This is a genomic window from Pseudomonas sp. OA65, from assembly GCF_017498305.1.
Lineage (GTDB): Bacteria > Pseudomonadota > Gammaproteobacteria > Pseudomonadales > Pseudomonadaceae > Aquipseudomonas > Aquipseudomonas zanjanensis.
In genome coordinates this window covers 174,734-194,598 of the sequence record NZ_JAGDEZ010000001.1, presented here as the reverse complement: position 1 = coordinate 194,598, position 19,865 = coordinate 174,734, and the positions used below count along the sequence as shown (strand labels likewise).

Annotated in this window: 17 protein-coding genes; 10 read left to right on the top strand and 7 right to left on the bottom strand. The window is 61.0% G+C overall.

Going from position 1 to position 19,865, the window contains the following annotated elements; translation table 11 throughout:
* Positions 1-9: 9 nt before the first annotated feature.
* From crcB to J3361_RS00840, 4 genes are all read right to left on the bottom strand, one after another.
* A complete protein-coding gene (crcB, locus tag J3361_RS00855; RefSeq protein WP_207961507.1) occupies positions 10-384 on the bottom strand; it encodes a fluoride efflux transporter CrcB in 375 nt (124 codons plus the stop codon).
* Positions 381-1,706, bottom strand: a complete 1,326-nt coding sequence (locus J3361_RS00850) for a replication-associated recombination protein A (protein WP_207961505.1) — start codon at positions 1,704-1,706, stop codon at positions 381-383. Before J3361_RS00850 ends, crcB begins: the two co-directional genes overlap by 4 nt.
* 152 nt (positions 1,707-1,858) lie before the next feature.
* The gene (gene lolA, locus J3361_RS00845) at positions 1,859-2,482 is read right to left on the bottom strand and encodes an outer membrane lipoprotein chaperone LolA (protein ID WP_186710180.1); all 624 of its coding nucleotides are present in this window, start codon (positions 2,480-2,482) and stop codon (positions 1,859-1,861) included.
* A 58-nt stretch (positions 2,483-2,540) separates the two neighbouring features.
* Positions 2,541-4,946 carry a DNA translocase FtsK gene (locus tag J3361_RS00840; RefSeq protein WP_207961503.1) on the bottom strand — a complete coding sequence of 802 codons (2,406 nt, stop codon included), beginning with the start codon at positions 4,944-4,946 and terminating at the stop codon, positions 2,541-2,543.
* Between the two features lie 319 nt (positions 4,947-5,265).
* Between J3361_RS00840 and trxB the strand changes: the two genes are divergently transcribed.
* The 4 genes from trxB (at position 5,266) to infA (ending at position 8,091) form a co-directional block, all read left to right on the top strand.
* On the top strand, positions 5,266-6,225 hold the full coding sequence (gene trxB, locus J3361_RS00835) for a thioredoxin-disulfide reductase (protein WP_207961495.1): 960 nt from the start codon (positions 5,266-5,268) through the stop codon (positions 6,223-6,225).
* A 79-nt stretch (positions 6,226-6,304) separates the two neighbouring features.
* Positions 6,305-6,985 (top strand): leucyl/phenylalanyl-tRNA--protein transferase, encoded by a 681-nt coding sequence (gene aat, locus J3361_RS00830; RefSeq protein WP_207961493.1) that lies wholly within the window; start codon positions 6,305-6,307, stop codon positions 6,983-6,985.
* A 57-nt stretch (positions 6,986-7,042) separates the two neighbouring features.
* Entirely contained in the window at positions 7,043-7,750 is a 708-nt protein-coding gene (locus J3361_RS00825) for an arginyltransferase (protein WP_207961491.1), read from the top strand.
* 122 nt (positions 7,751-7,872) lie between these two features.
* On the top strand, positions 7,873-8,091 hold the full coding sequence (infA, locus tag J3361_RS00820; RefSeq protein ID WP_002553999.1) for a translation initiation factor IF-1: 219 nt from the start codon (positions 7,873-7,875) through the stop codon (positions 8,089-8,091).
* 473 nt (positions 8,092-8,564) lie between these two features.
* Here the strand turns inward: infA and clpA are convergent, their stop codons facing one another.
* Entirely contained in the window at positions 8,565-10,835 is a 2,271-nt protein-coding gene (gene clpA / locus J3361_RS00815; protein ID WP_024616766.1) for an ATP-dependent Clp protease ATP-binding subunit ClpA, read from the bottom strand.
* Between the two features lie 29 nt (positions 10,836-10,864).
* A complete protein-coding gene (clpS, locus tag J3361_RS00810) occupies positions 10,865-11,227 on the bottom strand; it encodes an ATP-dependent Clp protease adapter ClpS (protein WP_003180089.1) in 363 nt (120 codons plus the stop codon).
* Between the two features lie 242 nt (positions 11,228-11,469).
* On the opposite strand from clpS, the gene cspD reads away from it, so the two are divergent.
* Positions 11,470-11,724 carry a cold shock domain-containing protein CspD gene (cspD, locus tag J3361_RS00805; protein WP_207961835.1) on the top strand — a complete coding sequence of 85 codons (255 nt, stop codon included), beginning with the start codon at positions 11,470-11,472 and terminating at the stop codon, positions 11,722-11,724.
* 80 nt (positions 11,725-11,804) lie between these two features.
* Here the strand turns inward: cspD and icd are convergent, their stop codons facing one another.
* Entirely contained in the window at positions 11,805-13,061 is a 1,257-nt protein-coding gene (icd, locus tag J3361_RS00800; protein ID WP_207961490.1) for an NADP-dependent isocitrate dehydrogenase, read from the bottom strand.
* A 482-nt stretch (positions 13,062-13,543) separates the two neighbouring features.
* On the opposite strand from icd, the gene J3361_RS00795 reads away from it, so the two are divergent.
* From J3361_RS00795 to purB, 5 genes are all read left to right on the top strand, one after another.
* Positions 13,544-15,769, top strand: a complete 2,226-nt coding sequence (locus J3361_RS00795; protein ID WP_207961488.1) for an NADP-dependent isocitrate dehydrogenase — start codon at positions 13,544-13,546, stop codon at positions 15,767-15,769.
* Between the two features lie 200 nt (positions 15,770-15,969).
* Positions 15,970-16,416, top strand: coding sequence for an NUDIX hydrolase (locus tag J3361_RS00790; RefSeq protein ID WP_207961486.1), 447 nt, complete (start codon positions 15,970-15,972; stop codon positions 16,414-16,416).
* A gap of 59 nt (positions 16,417-16,475) precedes the next feature.
* Positions 16,476-17,600 carry a tRNA 2-thiouridine(34) synthase MnmA gene (gene mnmA / locus J3361_RS00785; RefSeq protein ID WP_207961484.1) on the top strand — a complete coding sequence of 375 codons (1,125 nt, stop codon included), beginning with the start codon at positions 16,476-16,478 and terminating at the stop codon, positions 17,598-17,600.
* Positions 17,597-18,220: a high frequency lysogenization protein HflD gene (gene hflD, locus J3361_RS00780; RefSeq protein WP_207961482.1), complete on the top strand. Its 624-nt coding sequence runs from the start codon at positions 17,597-17,599 to the stop codon at positions 18,218-18,220. The genes mnmA and hflD overlap by 4 nt, the downstream gene beginning before the upstream one ends.
* Before the next feature lie 254 nt (positions 18,221-18,474).
* Positions 18,475-19,845, top strand: coding sequence for an adenylosuccinate lyase (gene purB, locus J3361_RS00775; protein WP_207961481.1), 1,371 nt, complete (start codon positions 18,475-18,477; stop codon positions 19,843-19,845).
* Positions 19,846-19,865: the final 20 nt, after the last annotated feature.

Here is a 19,865-nt window from a genome sequence, read left to right as displayed (position 1 = left end):
CTCTCGTTATCAAAGTTTGGTCAAGGACAGGCCGGCCCACGTGGCGAGCAGCCCGCCGAATACGCTGATGGCCGCGTAGCCCAGGGCCAGCGGCACCTGCCCGCTTTCCAGCAGGCGCACCGTATCCAGTGAAAAGGATGAAAAAGTCGTCAGGCCGCCGAGAAAGCCAACCATCAGCCCGGCCCGCACCTCGATGGGCACTTCCGGGCGAATCAAAAACAGACCGTATAGAACGCCGATCAGCAGACAGCCCACGATATTAACGGCCAGCGTCGCGGTATAGAAGTGCCGGGGCCAATTTGCGCTGATCCAGTTGCCCGTGGCGAAACGCAGCAAGGTGCCGGCGACGCCGCCAGCGGAAACGGCCAGTATCAAAGGAATCACGTTTTTCTCCGCTGCCGTGGGCTCAGGCGATCCAGTTGCGCCAGGTGGTTGAGCTTCTCGCCGATCTTCAGCTCAAGGCCCCGGGGCACCGGCTGATAGAAGCGCTGGGGTTCGAGTTCATCGGGAAAATAGTCTTCGCCAGCGGCATAGGCGTCCGGCTCGTCATGGGCGTAACGGTATTCATCGCCATAGCCCAACTGCTTCATGAGCTTGGTTGGCGCGTTGCGCAGGTGCAGCGGCACTTCGAGGGAGCCGTGCTCGGTGGCGCTGCGCATCGCCGCCTTGAAGCCCATGTACACGGCGTTGCTCTTCGGCGCGCAGGCCAGGTAGGTGATGGCCTGGGCCACGGCGAGTTCGCCTTCCGGGCTGCCGAGGCGTTCCTGCACGTCCCAGGCCGCCAGGCACAGGCTCAGCGCCCGCGGGTCGGCGTTGCCGATGTCTTCGCTGGCCATGCGCACCACGCGCCGCGCCAGATACAGCGGATCGCAACCGCCGTCGATCATACGGGCAAACCAGTACAGCGCACCGTCAGGATTGGAGCCCCGGATGGATTTGTGCAGCGCCGAAATCTGGTCGTAGAACGCCTCGCCGCCCTTGTCGAAACGCCGCCGGGTATCGCCCAGCAGGCTTTGCAACAGCTCGACGCCAATCTCGCTGTCGTCTTCGGCCAGGTCCGAGGCGTTTTCCAACAGATTGAGCAAGCGTCGACCGTCGCCATCGGCGGCGGAAAATAGGATCTGGAAGCCTTCATCGCTGAGGCTCAAATGCCGCTTGCCCAGGCCGCGCTCCTCGGTCAGCGCCCGATGCACCAGCTTGCGCATGGCCGTTTCGTCGAGGCTCTTGAGCACATAGACCCGTGCCCGCGAGAGCAAGGCGTTGTTGAGTTCGAACGAGGGGTTTTCGGTGGTGGCACCGATGAAAATCAGCGTGCCGTCTTCGACGTAGGGCAGGAACGCGTCCTGCTGGGACTTGTTGAACCGGTGCACTTCGTCGACGAACAGGATCGTGCGCTTGCCGTATTGCCCGGCCTGCAGCTTGGCGACTTCCACCGCCTGGCGGATTTCCTTGACCCCGGCCAGCACCGCCGACACCGTTTCGAAGTGTGCGTCGGAGACCTCCGCCAGCAGCCGCGCCAGGGTGGTCTTGCCCACGCCCGGCGGGCCCCAGAAGATCATCGAGTGCAGGGCGCCCTGCTCCAGGGCCTCGCGCAGAGGTTTGCCGCGGGCGAGCACATGTTCCTGGCCGACGTACTCATCCAGGTTGGTCGCGCGCAGGCGGGCGGCCAATGGCTGGGCAATCGGGGCGCTTCGAAACAGGTCCATCACTACTTATGCAACCTCCACTGGGGTCCTGTTGCCGAGATTCCTTGTGGGAGCGGGCTTGCTCGCGAATGCGGTGTATCAATCGACATTATTGTTAACTGAAACACCGCATTCGCGAGCAAGCCCGCTCCCACATACAGGGTTCCGGCAGGTTATTCCTGGATCACATCGGCACCCTTGGGGATGTCGAACTTGAACTTGGACGCCGCGATCGGCTCATTCGCCTTGACCCCGGTGAACAGGATATTGGTGCGCTGGCCGACACTGTCGATCAACTGCATGTCGTTGACCAGGCCATTGCGGAACGACAGGCGCAGGCTGTCGAACAGGCTGTCCTTGGTCTTGGGCTTGAGGGTGAAGTCAATCACGCCACCAGCCTCCTTGGAGGTGATGTCGAAGCTCTGGCTGATCTCGGAAATGTCACCGGAGAGCAACAGCGCCGGCGTCTGGGTCAGGCGCTGGTCAAGGGTCTTGATGGTCACCTGTTCCAGGTCCGGGTCCCACAGGGAAACTTTCTTGCCGTCGGAGACCATCAGCTGTTCGGCTGGCGCATCGGTGTGCCAGTAGAACAGGCCCGGACGCTGCAGGGCCATGTCGCCGGCGGTTTCCTGCAATTGGGTGCCGCTGCCGTCGAGGGTCAACTGGGAGAAGCGTGCCGTCAGGGTCTGGGAGCCGCCCAACAATTGGGTCAGGCGAGCCACGTCCTTTTCGCCGGCGTGGGCCGACAAAGTAGACAAGGCCAATACGGGCAACAGCAGCATGCGAATCAGGCGCATGGGAGTCCTCATGAAGTCGTGGGGGGTCGGGCGGCGCTTCAGCAGGCCGCCCGGGTCATTAGTCGCGCATCGGGCCCGGCGCCAGTACTTCGCGCGAGCCGTTGGTGTTCATGGCCGTCACCACCCCGGCCATTTCCATGGCTTCGATCATGCGGGCGGCGCGGTTGTAGCCAATCTTCAGCTTGCGCTGTACGGCAGAAATCGAGGCCCGACGGCTTTCCAGGACGAACTGCACCGCTTCGTCGTAGAGCGCATCGGTTTCAGCATCGTCGTCACCGCCGCCACTGCTGCCCTCGAAACCGCTGCCGGCTTCTTCGACACCGTTGAGGATGTCGTCGTTGTATTCAGGGGCGCCACGCAGCTTCCAGGCTTCCACCACGCGGTGCACTTCGTCGTCGGAGACGAACGCGCCGTGCACGCGGATCGGCAGGCTGGTGCCGGGCGGCATGTAGAGCATGTCACCGTGACCCAGCAATTGCTCGGCGCCACCCTGGTCGATGATGGTCCGCGAGTCGATCTTGCTCGATACCTGGAACGCCATGCGGGTCGGGATGTTGGCCTTGATCAGGCCGGTGATCACGTCCACCGACGGCCGCTGTGTGGCGAGAATCAGGTGGATACCGGCCGCACGGGCCTTCTGGGCGATACGGGCGATCAGCTCTTCGACCTTCTTGCCGACGATCATCATCATGTCGGCGAATTCGTCCACCACCACCACGATGGTCGGCAGCTTGTGCAGCAGCGGCGCTTCGTCGTGGATGCTCTCGCGGTGATACAACGGGTCAGTCAATGGCGTACCGGCCTCTTCGGCCTCCTTGACCTTGGCGTTGAAGCCCGACAGGTTGCGCACGCCCATCTTCGCCATCAGCTTGTAGCGGCGCTCCATCTCGGCGACGCTCCAGCGCAAGGCGTTGGCGGCGTCCTTCATGTCGGTGACCACCGGGCACAGCAAGTGCGGAATGCCTTCGTAGATCGACAATTCGAGCATTTTCGGGTCGATCATGATCAGCTTGGCGTCTTCCGGGCCGGACTTGAACAGGATCGACAGGATCATCGCGTTCACCCCCACCGACTTACCGGAACCGGTGGTACCGGCCACCAGCAGGTGGGGCATCTTCGCCAGGTCGGTAATGACCGGCTTGCCGCCGATGTCGTGGCCCAGGGCCAGGGTGACCGGCGACTTGTGGTTGTCATACTCAGGCGTCGACAGCACTTCGGAGAAGCGCACGATCTGCCGGTCTTCGTTGGGAATCTCGATGCCCACGGTGGTCTTGCCGGGAATCACTTCCACCACGCGCACGCTGGTCACGGCCAGGGAACGCGCCAGGTCCTTCGCCAGGTTGGCGATGCGGCTGACCTTCACGCCAGCGGCCGGCTGGATTTCGTAACGGGTAATCACCGGGCCCGGATGGATCGAGTCCACCGAGACCTCGACGCCGAACTCCTTGAGCTTGATCTCCAGCAAGTGGCCGACGGCCGCCAGGGATTCGGGGGAATAATTGAGCTGCTTCTTCTCGGCCGGGTCGAGGATCGAGATCGGCGGCAAGGTGCCTTCCACCGCGCTGTCGACGAACAGTGGCGCCTGTTTCTCTTTCTGCACACGCTTGCTCGGCTCCGGCGGCTTGGCCGGGGCCATGGTGATAACCGGCGGCACCTGTTTTTCGCGCTCGGACATGTGCTTGCTCAACGCCTGCTCACGCTCGATCAGGCGTTCCTTGACCTTGGCCTGCTCGCGTTTGTCCGGTGTGGTCGGGGCCACCACGTCGTGGACGCGGTCGTCGACTTCACGCAGTTGCGCCACCAGTTGCTTGCGCTCGGTGCGCGCCGCCCACCAGCGGTTGACGGCGCCCTGGATCAGTTCGATCAGATCGAGGGTGATCTTGCCGGTGACGTCCATGACCTTGAACCAGGACAGGTCGGTGAACACCGTCAGGCCGAACAGGAACAGGGCAATGAACAACAACGTGCTGCCCTGGATGTTCAAGGCGTTCCTGGCCAGGTCGCCGAGGCTTTCCCCCAGGGCACCGCCCGCCCCGGCCGGCAAGCCAGTGGGCGCATGGAAATGGATATGGGCCAGCGCGGCCCCCGACAGCACCAGGAACACCAGGCCGATCAGGCGCCAGGAGAATAGCCAGCCGCTCCACTGCCACGGCTCGTGGCGCTGACGGAAGATCTGGTAGGCCTTGATCGCCAGCAGCAGCGGGAAAATGTAGGCGAAATAGCCCAGCACCATGAATAGGATGTCGGCGCTGTAGGAGCCGGCCGGACCGCCGAAGTTCTGCACATCGTCGATCTTGCTGTTATGGCTCCAGCCCGGATCGTCCTTGCCGTAGGTCAGCAAGGCCATCATCAGGAACAGGCACAGGGCGCCGATGGCGATCAACGCACCTTCCTTGAGCCGGTAGTGCAATTGCTGGCGCCAGAGCGGAACGACTGGTTTGGGTGCTGCGGTGGATTTCTTCAAAACGCTTCTTTTCCTGCGCCAACGGCGCGTCCATCTGTTGAATGACTATAAAAAACTGCCCATGACGAGCAGGTAAAAAAGTGAATGTGCACAACCGGTACTACTTTTACCACTGTGAGGTGCATCCGGAAAACTGCCGGTGCGGCGGAAAATTTTGATCTTTGGATCATCCTGCGTTCAAAACCCGTGCATTGTACGGGTTTGTCGACGCCAAGGCATGGGCCGCACGCTGGGTAGCAGCATAGCCGGACTCAAGGTGCACACGCGTCAATTGGACCATGCATTCTCTTTTGTGACAAAGGCTTATGAGGTGTTTTTTATGAGCGAAGTGAAGCATTCACGCCTGATCATTCTCGGTTCCGGCCCTGCGGGGTACAGCGCCGCTGTCTATGCCGCCCGGGCCAACCTCAAACCCGTTGTCATTACCGGCATACAGGCCGGTGGCCAGCTCACCACCACCGTGGAAGTCGACAACTGGCCCGGCGATGTCGAAGGCCTGACCGGCCCGGCATTGATGGAACGCATGCAGCGGCACGCCGAGCGTTTCGACACGCAGATCGTCTACGACCATGTCCACACCGCCAAGTTGCAGCAGCGCCCGTTCGAATTGATCGGCGACAGCGGCACCTATACCTGTGATGCGCTGATCATTGCCACCGGGGCCTCGGCCCAGTACCTGGGGCTGCCCTCGGAAGAAAGCTTCGCCGGCAAAGGGGTTTCCGCCTGTGCGACCTGCGATGGCTTTTTCTATCGCAACCAAGTGGTGGCGGTGGTTGGTGGTGGCAATACCGCCGTCGAGGAAGCCCTGTACCTGTCGAACATCGCCCGAGAGGTGCACCTGGTCCACCGTCGCGACAAGCTGCGCGCCGAGAAAATTCTCCAGGACAAACTCTTCGAAAAGGCCAGCAGCGGCAATATCAAGCTGCACTGGAACCAGAACCTGGATGAAGTCCTGGGTGACGCCAGCGGCGTGACCGGCGCGCGCCTGCGACACAGCGAGAGCGGCGAAACCAGCACCCTGTCCCTGGCCGGGGTGTTCATTGCGATCGGCCACAAACCCAACACCGATCTGTTCCAGGGCCAGTTGGCGATGCGCGACGGCTACCTGCTCGTGCGCGGCGGCAGCGAAGGCAACGCCACCGCGACCGATATCGAAGGTGTATTCGCCGCTGGCGACGTGGCCGACCATGTCTATCGCCAGGCAATTACCTCCGCCGGCGCCGGCTGCATGGCCGCGCTCGACGCGGAGAAGTATCTCGATGACATCCCGGCCGTTTGACGGTTAACCTTCCCGGCGGGTGCTCGCTGACGGCGAGACCCGCCCCCTGCCACCCTCCCCTTCTACAAGCCGGACACCCATGCTGACTTGGTTACAACGCAACAGCTTCGAATTTCCGCCACTGGCAAAAGCCATGCGCGATCCCAACGGATTACTGGCCGCTGGAGGCGATCTGTCCGCCGACCGGCTGATCCAGGCCTATCGCCACGGCTGCTTCCCCTGGTTTTCCGAGGGGCAACCGATCCTGTGGTGGTCGCCAGACCCACGCACGGTGTTATTTCCCGACGAACTGCACGTCTCCCGCAGCCTGGGCAAGCTGTTGCGCAAGCAGCGCTATGACGTGACGTTCGACCAGGATTTTGCCGCGGTTATCCAGGCCTGCGCCGCGCCCCGGGACTACGCCGACGGCACCTGGATCACCGAGGCCATGCAAACCGCTTATCTGGAACTGCACCGGCGCGGTTTCGCCCATTCGGTGGAAGTGTGGGACCAAGGGGCGTTGGTGGGCGGCCTGTATGGCTTGGCCATGGGCCAGCTGTTTTTTGGCGAATCGATGTTCAGCCGGGCCGACAATGCGTCGAAATTCGGCTTCGCCATGTTGGTCCAACATCTCAAGGCCGCCGGTTTCGTGCTGATCGACTGTCAGATGCCCACCGAGCACCTGCACAGCCTGGGTGCCCGCTCGATCCCGCGCACGCAGTTTGCCGAATATCTCAAGGGGCACCTGGACCAACCCAACCACGCGACCTGGGTTTGCTGAGCGACATCCGCGCTCCTGGCTTACAATTAGATTTAAAGCTCATCCGAGGGTTGATTCATGACCGAGTTGGCGCGTTTGAAGTTCTATGCCACTCAGCCCCACTCTTGCAGTTACCTGCCGGAGGAGCAGGCCACGACGCTGTTCCTCGACCCTAGCCAGCCCATGGATGTGCATGTCTACGCAGACCTGTCGGAAATGGGCTTTCGTCGTAGCGGCGACCACCTCTATCGGCCCCATTGCCAGCATTGCAACGCCTGCGTCCCGGCGCGCATTCCCGTGGCGCAATTTTTGCCCAATCGCCAGCAGAAACGCATTTTCAAGCGCAACGCCGACCTTCAGGTCCGTCCGGCCAAGCCGCAATTCACCGAGGAATACTTCGACCTGTACCAGCGCTACATCGAACAACGCCACGCCGACGGCGACATGTACCCGCCCAGCCGGGATCAGTTCTCGACCTTCCTGGTGCGTGACCTGCCGTTTTCCCGCTTTTATGAATTCCGGCTGGAGGGGCGACTGCTCGCCATCGCTGTCACGGACCTGCTGCCCAACGGCCTTTCAGCGGTGTACACCTTCTATGAGCCCGAAGAGGAACGGCGCAGCCTGGGGCGTTTTGCCATTCTCTGGCAGATCAACGAAGCCCGGCGCCTGGAGCTGGAAGCGGTATACCTGGGCTACTGGATCAAGAACTGCAAGAAAATGAACTACAAGACCCAATATCGGCCTATCGAACTGCTGATTAACCAGCGGTGGGTTGTCCTGAGTTAACACCCTTCGGCTTAAAAGCTAGAACCCCTTGGCTTGAACCCCCTTTTTCGGGCACAATGCACGCCGCTTTTGCCTGGCGCAGTTGCACCGGGCCATTCACTGGATACCGAGGGCTTTACTGCATGTCGAAAGAAGACAGCTTCGAAATGGAAGGCACTGTCGTCGACACCCTGCCCAACACCATGTTTCGTGTGGAGTTGGAAAATGGGCACGTCGTAACCGCGCATATCTCCGGCAAGATGCGCAAGAACTACATTCGTATTCTTACCGGTGACAAAGTGCGCGTCGAGCTGACGCCCTATGACTTGAGCAAAGGGCGCATCACTTACCGCGCTCGCTAACAAGTCAATACAAAACGCCCGGCTGATGCCGGGCGTTTTTGTTTGTGGGAGCCAAGCTTGCTCGCGATAGCGGAACACCCGTCGACATCAATATCGACTGGACCGACGCCATCGCGAGCAAGCTCGGCTCCCACAGGGTATGGGGGCGAAACTTAATCTTGTGCCTTGCCCAAGACAAACTGTGGGAGCGAGCCTGCTCGCGATAGCGGAGCGTCAGCCAACATCAATGTCGACCGGACCGACGCCATCGCGAGCAAGCTCGGCTCCCACAGGGTATGGGGGCGAAACTTAATCTTGTGCCTTGCCCAAGACAAACTGTGGGAGCGGGCTTGCTCGCGATAGCGGTGGGTCAGCTTGCATTAATGCCGAACTTGCCGCCGCCATCGCGAGCAGGCTCGCTCCCACAGGGGTTGAGGTGTCTGGAACAGCAAAAAGGCGCCTTTCGGCGCCTTTTGCTTTATTGCAGCTAACGATCAGGCCATTTCGGCCGTGGTTTCGAAGTCGAAGGTCAGCTCGCCATCCTTGATGTCGATGTGAACCACACCGCCATGCTCCGCCAGCTCGCCAAAGAGGATCTCCTCCGCCAGCGGACGCTTGATCTTGTCCTGGATCAAGCGAGCCATCGGCCGCGCGCCCATCGTCACGTCGTAACCACCTTCTGCCAGCCAACTGCGGGCCGCGTCGGTGACCTCCAGCAACACACGCTTGTCTTCGAGCTGGGCCTGAAGTTCGGTAAGGAACTTGTCCACCACGCTCTTGATGACTTCATGGCTGAGGCGACCGAACTGGATAATGGTGTCCAGGCGGTTGCGGAACTCAGGCGTGAAGCTCTTCTTGATCACTTCCATCGCATCGGACGAGTGATCCTGATGGGTGAAACCGATCGAAGCGCGAGCCGCGGTTTCGGCACCGGCGTTCGTGGTCATGATGACGATCACGTTGCGGAAGTCCGCCTTGCGCCCGTTGTTATCGGTCAGCGTACCGTGGTCCATGACCTGCAGGAGCAGGTTGAAGACTTCCGGATGCGCCTTCTCGATTTCGTCGAGCAACAATACGCAGTGCGGTTGCTTGGTGATGGCTTCGGTCAACAGGCCGCCCTGGTCGAAACCGACATAACCCGGAGGCGCACCGATCAGACGCGATACGGTGTGGCGCTCCATGTACTCGGACATGTCGAAGCGCACCAGCTCGATGCCCATCGCCTTGGCCAGTTGCCGCGCCGCTTCGGTCTTGCCGACACCGGTAGGACCGGCGAACAGGAACGAACCGACCGGCTTGTCCGGCGACTTGAGACCGGCACGGGACAGCTTGATGGCGGTCGACAGCGAGTCGATGGCCGCATCCTGGCCGAATACCGTCAGCTTCAGGTCACGCTCCAGGTTACGCAGCAATTCCTTGTCGGAACTGGTGACGTGCTTGGGCGGAATACGCGCGATTTTCGCCACGATGTCCTCGACCTGCGGCACTTCGATGCGCTTGACGCGTTTCTCCACGGGTTGCAGGCGCTGGTAGGCACCCGCCTCGTCGATGACGTCGATGGCCTTGTCCGGCATGTGCCGGTCGTTGATGTAGCGCGAGGCCAGTTCAGCCGCCGCGCGCAGGGCTTCATCGCTGTATTCGATGTTGTGGTGCAGCTCGAAACGCCCCTTCAGGCCGCGCAGGATGCCAATGGTGTCTTCCACCGAAGGCTCCGACACATCGACCTTCTGGAAACGCCGAGCCAAGGCACGGTCTTTCTCGAAGATTCCGCGGAATTCCTGGAACGTGGTCGAGCCGATGCAACGGATATCACCCGACGACAACAGTGGCTTGAGCAAGTTGGACGCATCCATGACCCCACCCGACGCCGCCCCGGCACCAATAATGGTGTGGATTTCGTCGATGAACAGGATCGCCTGCGGACGTTTTTTCAGTTCGCCGAGCAACGCCTTGAAGCGCTTCTCGAAATCGCCGCGGTATTTGGTACCGGCCAGCAAGGCACCCAGGTCGAGGGAATACACCACACTGTTGGCCAGCAGGTCCGGCACCTGGTTGTCGACGATGCGCTTGGCCAGGCCTTCGGCAATCGCGGTCTTGCCCACGCCTGCCTCGCCCACCAGCAAGGGGTTGTTCTTGCGACGCCGGGCCAGGATCTGGGCCACGCGCTCGACTTCCGCCTCGCGCCCGACCAGCGGATCGATACGTCCCTGGCGCGCCAGTTCGTTCAGGTTGCTGGCATAGGCATCCAACGGGTTGCCTGAAGAAGAAGACTCACCGCCCTCGTCGTCCTGCATATCCTGCTCACCCTCGGAATGATCGCCATGCCCCGGCACCTTGGAGATGCCATGGGCGATGTAGTTGACGACATCGATACGCGCAACGCTCTGCTGCTTGAGCAGGAACACCGCCTGGCTTTCCTGCTCGCTGAAGATCGCAACCAGCACGTTGGCGCCGGTGACTTCACGCTTGCCCGAGCTCTGTACATGAAAGACAGCACGCTGCAATACACGCTGGAAGCCCAGGGTTGGCTGGGTTTCGCGATCCTCGTCATGAACGGGAATCAATGGCGTGGTGGAGTCGATGAACTCCTGCAGATCATGCTTGAGTTTATCGAGGTTCGCGCCGCAGGCACGCAAAACGGTGGCGGCAGCCTCGTTATCCAATAGGGCCAACAGCAGGTGTTCGACGGTCATGAACTCATGACGCTTCGAACGAGCCTCCTTGAAGGCAAGATTGAGGGTGACTTCGAGCTCGCGGTTTAACATAGCTTCACCTCATACCCAAGTGGTCGGCGTTAACCGTCCTTCTCGATTTCACAGAGTAGCGGATGCTGGCTTTCCCGGGCGTACTGGTTGACCTGCATGGCCTTAGTCTCGGCGATGTCGCGGGTAAACACTCCACATACTGCCCGTCCCTCTGTATGGACGGCCAGCATGACCTTGGTCGCCAGCTCCCGATTCAGGTTAAAAAACACCTCGAGCACTTCGACGACGAAATCCATCGGTGTGTAGTCATCGTTGAACAAAACCACCTTGTACATCGGTGGCGCCTGTAATGCGGGCTTTGCTTCCTGAACAGCAATGCCTGCGGAATCGTCGTCGTGTAGATCCGGGCGATCCTGATTGAATGTTAGTCGAATCTGGCTGACTGCATGCATGGAAAGAAAGGTTCGTTTAGTTGGCGAATACAGTGATGGGGGCGCTTGTGGGCGATTTCAACCACGACCACCGGAGCCACCTTGACTATCGGGAAAACGGTGTTACAACCAATAGAGCCCATCGCGGGTTAAAAAGGTCCGTGGAATCTATCCTGTTAACAAGATTAGCCTGCGGATGGACTGGATGATACTCCAGTGATGGAGTGCGTTGCAGAGGGAAATGGGTTATGGCGGGCGTCAAGATGAATGGCAAGGTGAAATGGTTCAATAATGCCAAGGGCTACGGTTTCATTATCGCGGACGGCAGGGATAACGAAGACCTGTTCGCCCATTATTCGGCGATCGAGATGGAAGGCTACAAGACCCTGAAGGCCGGGCAACCTGTGACGTTCGAAATCATCCAGGGCCCCAGGGGCTTGCACGCGGTCAAGATCAGGACCGTTCCCGTCGAAAAGGATCCCATCCCGGTGAAGACCAGAATCACCGAGACCCATTGACCAGCAGTCACCACCGCGCATAAATAAAAATGCCCGGCTCGATCACTCGAGCCGGGCATTTGCGCAAGGCGCCGATCCGCTTACATGTGCGAGATCAGGGCATCACCGAAGCCCGAGGACGACACCAGCTTGGCGCCCTCCATCAAGCGTTCGAAGTCATAGGTCACGGTCTTGGCCGAAATCGCGCCGTTGGTGCCCTTGATGATCAGGTCGGCCGCTTCGGTCCACCCCATGTGACGCAGCATCATTTCCGCCGACAGGATCAGCGAACCCGGGTTGACCTGGTCCTTGCCGGCATACTTGGGCGCGGTACCGTGGGTAGCTTCGAACATTGCCACGGTGTCGGACAAGTTGGCGCCCGGCGCGATGCCGATACCACCCACTTCCGCCGCCAAGGCGTCGGAGAGGTAGTCACCGTTCAGGTTCAGGGTAGCGATCACGTCATACTCAGCCGGACGCAACAGGATTTGTTGCAACATCGCATCGGCGATGGCGTCCTTGACGATGACGTTCTTGCCGGTCCGCGGATTCTTGAACTGCATCCACGGCCCGCCGTCGAGCAGGGTCGCGCCGAATTCCTCGGCCGCCACTTCGTAGGCCCATTCCTTGAAGGCACCTTCGGTGAACTTCATGATGTTGCCTTTGTGCACGATGGTCAGCGATTCACGATCGTTGTCGACCACGTATTGCAAGGCCTTGCGAGCCAGGCGCTTGGTGCCCTGCTTGGAAACCGGCTTGACGCCGATGCCGCAATCCTCATCGAAGCGGATCTTGGTCACGCCCATTTCTTCTTTCAGGAACTTGATGACCTTGGTGGCTTCGGCCGAACCGGCCTTCCACTCGATGCCTGCGTAGATGTCCTCGGAGTTCTCGCGGAAGATCGTCATGTCCACGTCGCCAGGCTTCTTGACCGGGCTTGGCACACCCTCGAACCAGCGCACCGGACGCAGGCAGACATACAGGTCGAGCTGCTGGCGCAGGGCTACGTTCAACGAACGGATACCGCCACCGACCGGCGTGGTCAGCGGGCCCTTGATGGACACCACGTAATCCTTGACCGCATCCAGGGTTTCCTGGGGCAACCAAGTGTCCTGGTCGTAGACCTGAGTCGCTTTTTCACCCGCGTAGACTTCCATCCAGGAAATCTTGCGCTTGCCGCCATAGGCCTTCTGAACCGCAGCGTCCACAACCTTGATCATGACCGGACTGATATCGACGCCAATGCCGTCGCCTTCGATGAAGGGGATGATCGGGTTGTCGGGAACATTAAGAGAATGGTCTGCATTGACGGTGATTTTGTTACCGACGGCTGGAACCTGAATCTTTTGATACCCCATGCTGAACTCCATTGCTTGGATTGAACATCTGGCTGCGTTCGAGCGTACCCCAGTTGAATCGGCACGCAAACCCTACGTTAGGCTCATCCGGGGTAAAGCGTTGCAGTTCGCGGTGTACAATCCTGAAAACCAAGGGAAAAGCGCCAAACATGAGCATAGCCTGCTCCTTCGGTACTGCGACGTTTAGACCAATGGACGTGTACGGAAGTCTATGAACCATCGGCAGATTGCCAGCTACCTATGTATAATGCCGCCGCTGACCACAGGGTCACGACGGCTGACGGCTCTATTACGAGACTTTCCGCCAGTTTAAAAGCCGGACCGTTACCGCGGCCCAACCGCTTGACGCTCGACTGATGCACCCAACATCACCGCGAAGAAACCTCGACATTCGGCTCACGGATGACTTTGAACGAACGCGCTTACCCGGCGCCCCTCGAGTTTCTGCGCATGCTTTAGCAAAGAAGAGAGTTAATCCGAATATGCCCACCCGCTCGAAGATCATCTATACCTTCACCGACGAAGCGCCTGCCCTCGCCACCTATTCGCTGCTGCCGATCGTCGAAGCCTTTACCGCTTCGGCCGATATCGCCGTGGAAACCCGCGATATCTCCCTCGCGGGGCGCATCCTGGCCAGCTTCCCCGAGCAACTGGGTGACAAAGCCGTAGCCGACCACCTCGCCGAACTGGGCGACCTGGCCGTTACGCCTGAAGCCAACATCATCAAGCTGCCGAACATCAGCGCCTCGGTGCCGCAACTGCAGGCCGCGATCAAGGAATTGCAGGCCCAGGGCTACGCACTGCCGGACTACCCGGAAACCGTGACCACTGATGCCGAGAAAGACGCGCGCGCCCGTTACGACAAGGTCAAGGGCAGCGCCGTGAACCCGGTCCTGCGCGAAGGCAACTCCGACCGTCGCGCGCCGCTGTCGGTCAAGAACTACGCCCGCAAGCACCCGCACAAAATGGGCGCCTGGGCCGCTAACTCCAAGTCCCACGTCGCTCACATGAGCACCGGCGACTTCTACGGCAGCGAAAAAGCCGCCCTGATCGACGCCGCCGGCAGTGTGAAAATCGAGCTGATCGCCCAGGACGGCACTGCCACCGTCCTGAAGGAAAAGACCACCGTACAAGCCGGTGAGATCCTCGATTGCGCCGTGATGAGCAAAAACGCCCTGCGCGAGTTCATCGCCGCCGAAATCGAAGACGCCAAGCAAAAAGGCGTGCTGCTGTCGGTCCACCTCAAGGCCACCATGATGAAGGTCTCCGACCCGATCATGTTCGGCCAGATCGTGGCCGAGTTCTATAAAGACGCCCTGGCCAAGCACGCGCAAGTGCTGGAACAGATCGGCTTCAACCTGAACAACGGCATCGGCGACCTGTACGCCCGCATCAAGGCCCTGCCGGCCGAGCAGCAGGCGCAGATCGAAGCCGACATCCAGGCGGTCTACGCGGCGCGCCCATCCCTGGCGATGGTCAACTCCGACAAAGGCATCACCAACCTGCACGTGCCGAGCGACGTGATCGTCGACGCCTCGATGCCAGCCATGATCCGTGACTCCGGCAAGATGTGGGGCACCGACGGCCAGTTGCACGACACCAAGGCCGTGATCCCGGATCGCTGCTACGCCACCATCTACCAGGCGGTGATCGAAGACTGCAAGCAACACGGCGCCTTCGACCCAACCACCATGGGCAGCGTGCCGAACGTCGGCCTGATGGCCAAGAAAGCCGAAGAATACGGTTCCCACGACAAGACCTTCCAGATCAAGGTCGACGGCGTGGTGCGTGTTTCGGACAACAACGGTCGCACCCTGCTGGAACAGAAGGTCGAGGCTGGCGATATCTACCGCATGTGCCAGACCAAGGACGCGCCGATCCAGGACTGGGTCAAGCTGGCCGTCAACCGCGCCCGCGCCAGCAGCACCCCGGCGATCTTCTGGCTGGACCCGATGCGCGCCCATGACGGCGTCGTGATCGAGAAAGTCCAGACCTACCTGAAGGACTACGACACTGCCGGCCTGGACATCCGCATCATGTCGCCGGTCGACGCGATGAAGTTCACCCTGGCCCGCACCCGCGAAGGCAAGGACACCATCTCGGTGACCGGCAACGTGCTGCGCGACTACCTGACCGACCTGTTCCCGATCATGGAACTGGGCACCAGCGCCAAGATGCTGTCGATCGTGCCGCTGATGAACGGCGGTGGCCTGTTCGAAACCGGCGCCGGCGGTTCGGCACCCAAGCACGTTCAGCAGTTGCTGGAAGAGAACTTCCTGCGCTGGGATTCCCTGGGCGAGTTCCTGGCCCTGGCCGCGTCCCTGGAACACCTGGGCGTGACCTACAACAACCCGAAAGCCCTGGTGCTGGCCAAGACCCTCGACCAGGCTACCGGCGAGTTCCTGGACCGCAACAAGTCGCCTTCGCGCAAGGTTGGCGGCATCGACAACCGCGGCAGCCACTTCTACCTGACCCTGTTCTGGGCCCAGGCACTGGCCGCCCAGGATGACGACGCAGCCCTCAAGGCCCAGTTCACCACCCTGGCCAAGACCTTGACCGACAACGAAGAAAAAATCGTTGCCGAACTCAATGCCGTGCAAGGCAAGCCCGTGGACATCGGCGGTTACTACTCCGCCAACCCGGAACTGACCAGCAAGGCCATGCGCCCGAGCAACACCTTCAACGCGGCGATTGCTGCGCTGGTGTAAGGTTGTAAGGAAGCACCACGAACCCCGGCCTAGTGCCGGGGTTTGTGTTTCTGCCGTCCCTGATAACAATCCCCTGTGGGAGCGAGCCTGCTCGCGAAAGCGGTGTATCGCTTAGCATCAATGTTGAATGTTCCGCCGCTTTCGCGAGCAGGCTCGCTCCCACAAGATCGGCATTCCAATCTGAAAATAGAGGAACCATCATGAACTGGCACCCCCACATCACCGTCGCCACCATCGTCGAAGACAACGGCCGCTTCCTGATGGTGGAAGAATCCAAGGCCGGACGCGCGGTACTCAACCAGCCCGCCGGCCACCTGGACCCCAACGAAACCCTCATCGAAGCCGCCGTACGCGAGACCCTCGAAGAAACCGGCTGGGACGTCGAGCCCACCAGCGTCACCGGCATCTACCTCTACACCGCCCCGAGCAACGGCGTGACCTACCAGCGAGTCTGCTTCGCCGCCAAGGCCCTGCAACACCACCCCGAGTACCAACTTGACGACGGTATCCTCGGCGCCAAATGGCTGACCCGCACCGAACTGCTCAAGCTGCGCGAACACTGGCGCAGCGAGCTGATCATCCGCTGCATCGACGATTATCTGGCCGGCCATCGCCATAGCCTGGAGCTTATCCGCCCTTCTCTTTAGCCTTGCGCGCCCGGGCCTGATAGAATCGCGTCCTTTTTCAAGACACTCATTGAATTCCTATGCGTGATCCAGCCTCTTCGAGCACCCCAAAACAGCGCGTCATCGTCGGCATGTCCGGCGGCGTGGACTCTTCCGTTTCCGCCCTTCTGCTGATCGAGCAGGGTTATGAGGTGGAAGGCCTGTTCATGAAGAACTGGGAAGAAGACGACGGCACCGAATACTGCACCGCCATGGATGACCTGGCGGATGCCCAGGCCGTGTGCGACAAGATCGGCATCAAGCTGCACACCGCCAACTTCGCCGCCGAGTACTGGGACAACGTGTTCGAGCACTTCCTGGCCGAATACAAGGCCGGCCGCACGCCGAACCCGGACATCCTCTGCAACCGCGAGATCAAGTTCAAGGCGTTCCTCGACTACGCCATGATGCTCGGCGCCGACCTGATCGCTACCGGCCACTACGTGCGCCGCCGCGACATCGATGGCCGCACCGAGCTGCTCAAGGGCCTGGATCCGAACAAGGACCAGAGCTACTTCTTGCATGCCGTCGGCGGCGAGCAGATCGCCAAGACCCTGTTCCCGGTGGGCGAACTGGAAAAGCCCGAAGTACGGGCAATTGCGGAGAAACATGACCTGGCCACAGCCAAGAAGAAAGACTCCACCGGGATCTGCTTCATTGGCGAGCGTCGTTTCAGCGATTTCCTCAAGCAATACCTGCCGGCCCAGCCGGGCGAGATCAAGACCACCGAAGGCGACGTCATCGGCCGCCACCATGGCCTGATGTACCACACCATCGGCCAGCGCCAGGGCCTGGGCATCGGCGGGCTGAAAGATGCCGGCGAAGAGCCGTGGTACGTGCTGGTCAAGGACCTGGAGCACAACGAGCTGATCGTCGGCCAGGGCAACGACCATCCCTGGTTGTTTTCCCGCGCCCTGCTCGCCTCCGACATCTACTGGGTCAACCCGATCGACCTCAGCGAACCTCGCCGCCTGACGGCCAAGGTTCGCTATCGCCAGAGCGACCAGCCCTGCACCCTGGAAAAAACCGCCACGGGCTACCGCGCCACCTTCGATGACCCGCAGCGGGCGGTCACGCCCGGCCAATCCGTGGTGTTCTATGACGGCGAAATCTGCCTGGGCGGCGGCGTGATCGAAGTCGCAGAGCCTTGGAGCAGCCAGGCATGAGCCCCATCCAGGAACAACTGACGGCATTGGGCGGCGTGTTTCTCGCCGCCGTGCTGGTGGACCGGATCGCCAAGACCGGCCAGGCCACCGAAGCGGGCGTGGCCTGCATGCTCGGCAGCCTGCTGGTTCGCGACCCCAAGGACACCCTGGAGGTCTACGGTGGCGACGACCTGAACCTGCGTGAAGGTTACCGTGCGCTGATTGGCGCCCTGGAGCGCGACCCCAGCGCCTTGCAACGCGAACCGCTGCGCTACGCCCTGTCGATGCTGGGCCTCGAGCGTCAACTGGCCAAGCGCGACGACCTGCTGGAGACCATCGGCAAGCGCTTGCCGCAAATCCAGTCCCAGGTCGAGCACTTCGGCCCGGCCCATGAAAACGTCGTCGCGGCTTGCGGCTCGCTGTACCAGGACACCCTGAGCACCTTGCGCCAGCGCATCCAGGTGCATGGCGACATGCGCAACCTGCAACAGCCGAGCAATGCCTCGAAGATCCGCGCCCTGCTCCTGGCCGGGATCCGCTCGGCGCGGCTGTGGCGGCAGTTGGGCGGCCATCGCTGGCAACTGGTGATCAGCCGACGCAAATTGCTGAAAGAGCTTTACCCGTTGATGCGCAACGAATAAGTCGCCTTTGTGGCGAGGGAGCTTGCTCCCGCTGGGCTGCAACGCAGCCCCCTGAGCCCGGCGAATCTAGCGCGCGGCGTGGATTCAGGGCCGCTTCGCGCCCCAGCGGGAGCAAGCTCCCTCGCCACAGGTGTTCAATAGCTTTAGCTTTATCTTGTTACGCGTAACACGCCGGTCAGTTGGCGACGGACCGGCGCTGGTTTTCATGTATGATACGCGCCCCATTTCGTTGCCCGACTGTCCGAGAACACCCCATGCAGCTCTCTTCGCTCACTGCGGTTTCCCCTGTTGACGGCCGCTACGCCGGCAAAACCCAGGCCCTGCGCCCGATTTTCAGCGAGTACGGCCTGATCCGTGCCCGCGTCCTGGTTGAAGTGCGCTGGCTCCAGCGCCTGGCCGCTCACCCTGCCATCCCTGAAGTCCCGGCGTTTTCCGCCGAAGCCAACGCGGTGCTCAACACCCTGGCGGACAACTTCGCGCTGGAGCACGCCGAGCGCGTCAAAGAGATCGAGCGCACCACCAACCACGACGTCAAGGCCATCGAATACCTGCTCAAGGAGCAGGCGGCCAAGCTGCCGGAGCTGGCCAATGTCAGCGAGTTCATCCACTTTGCCTGCACCAGCGAGGACATCAACAACCTGTCCCACGCCCTGATGCTGCGCGAAGGCCGTGATGAGGTGATGCTGCCCCTGATGCGCCAGACCGCCCAGGCCATCCGCGAACTGGCGATCCGCTTCGCCGACGTGCCGATGCTGTCGCGCACCCACGGTCAACCGGCTTCGCCGACCACCCTGGGCAAGGAACTGGCGAACGTGGTCTACCGCCTGGAGCGCCAGATCGCCCAGGTGGCCGCCGTGCCGCTGCTGGGCAAGATCAATGGCGCCGTGGGCAACTACAACGCCCACCTGTCGGCCTACCCGGACATCGACTGGGAAGCCAACGCCCGCGCCTTCATCGAAGACGAACTGGGCCTGAGCTTCAACCCGTACACCACCCAGATCGAACCGCACGACTACATCGCCGAGCTGTTCGATGCGATCGCACGCTTCAACACCATCCTGATCGACTTCGACCGTGACATCTGGGGCTACATCTCCCTGGGTTACTTCAAGCAGCGCACCATCGCTGGCGAAATCGGTTCCTCGACCATGCCGCACAAGGTCAACCCGATCGACTTCGAAAACTCCGAAGGCAACCTGGGCATCGCCAACGCACTGTTCCAGCACCTGGCGAGCAAACTGCCGATCTCCCGCTGGCAGCGCGACCTGACCGACTCCACCGTGCTGCGCAACCTGGGCGTGGGTTTTGCCCACAGCGTCATTGCCTATGAAGCCAGCCTCAAGGGCATCAGCAAGCTGGAACTGAACGAGCAGAAGATTGCCGCCGACCTGGACGCCTGCTGGGAAGTCCTGGCCGAGCCGATCCAGACCGTGATGCGTCGCTATAACATCGAAAACCCGTATGAAAAGCTGAAAGAACTGACCCGTGGCAAGGGCATCAGCCCTGAAGCGCTGCAGACTTTCATCGATGGCCTGGACATGCCTGCCGACGCCAAGGCCGAGCTGAAAAAGCTCACGCCGGCCAGTTACATCGGCAACGCGGCGGCACAAGCCAAGCGCATCTGATCCACGGCTTTACCTTTGAG

Bases quoted from the DNA above. Each gene is read 5' to 3' on its own strand.
- J3361_RS00850 (WP_207961505.1), bottom strand. From the start codon at position 1,706: ATGGACCTGTTTCGAAGCGCCCCGATTGCCCAGCCATTGGCCGCCCGC.
- lolA (WP_186710180.1), bottom strand. From the start codon at position 2,482: ATGCGCCTGATTCGCATGCTGCTGTTGCCCGTATTGGCCTTGTCTACT.
- trxB (WP_207961495.1), top strand. From the start codon at position 5,266: ATGAGCGAAGTGAAGCATTCACGCCTGATCATTCTCGGTTCCGGCCCT.
- aat (WP_207961493.1), top strand. From the start codon at position 6,305: ATGCTGACTTGGTTACAACGCAACAGCTTCGAATTTCCGCCACTGGCA.
- J3361_RS00825 (WP_207961491.1), top strand. From the start codon at position 7,043: ATGACCGAGTTGGCGCGTTTGAAGTTCTATGCCACTCAGCCCCACTCT.
- infA (WP_002553999.1), top strand. From the start codon at position 7,873: ATGTCGAAAGAAGACAGCTTCGAAATGGAAGGCACTGTCGTCGACACC.
- clpA (WP_024616766.1), bottom strand. From the start codon at position 10,835: ATGTTAAACCGCGAGCTCGAAGTCACCCTCAATCTTGCCTTCAAGGAG.
- clpS (WP_003180089.1), bottom strand. From the start codon at position 11,227: ATGCATGCAGTCAGCCAGATTCGACTAACATTCAATCAGGATCGCCCG.
- cspD (WP_207961835.1), top strand. From the start codon at position 11,470: ATGAATGGCAAGGTGAAATGGTTCAATAATGCCAAGGGCTACGGTTTC.
- icd (WP_207961490.1), bottom strand. From the start codon at position 13,061: ATGGGGTATCAAAAGATTCAGGTTCCAGCCGTCGGTAACAAAATCACC.
- J3361_RS00795 (WP_207961488.1), top strand. From the start codon at position 13,544: ATGCCCACCCGCTCGAAGATCATCTATACCTTCACCGACGAAGCGCCT.
- J3361_RS00790 (WP_207961486.1), top strand. From the start codon at position 15,970: ATGAACTGGCACCCCCACATCACCGTCGCCACCATCGTCGAAGACAAC.
- mnmA (WP_207961484.1), top strand. From the start codon at position 16,476: ATGCGTGATCCAGCCTCTTCGAGCACCCCAAAACAGCGCGTCATCGTC.
- hflD (WP_207961482.1), top strand. From the start codon at position 17,597: ATGAGCCCCATCCAGGAACAACTGACGGCATTGGGCGGCGTGTTTCTC.
- purB (WP_207961481.1), top strand. From the start codon at position 18,475: ATGCAGCTCTCTTCGCTCACTGCGGTTTCCCCTGTTGACGGCCGCTAC.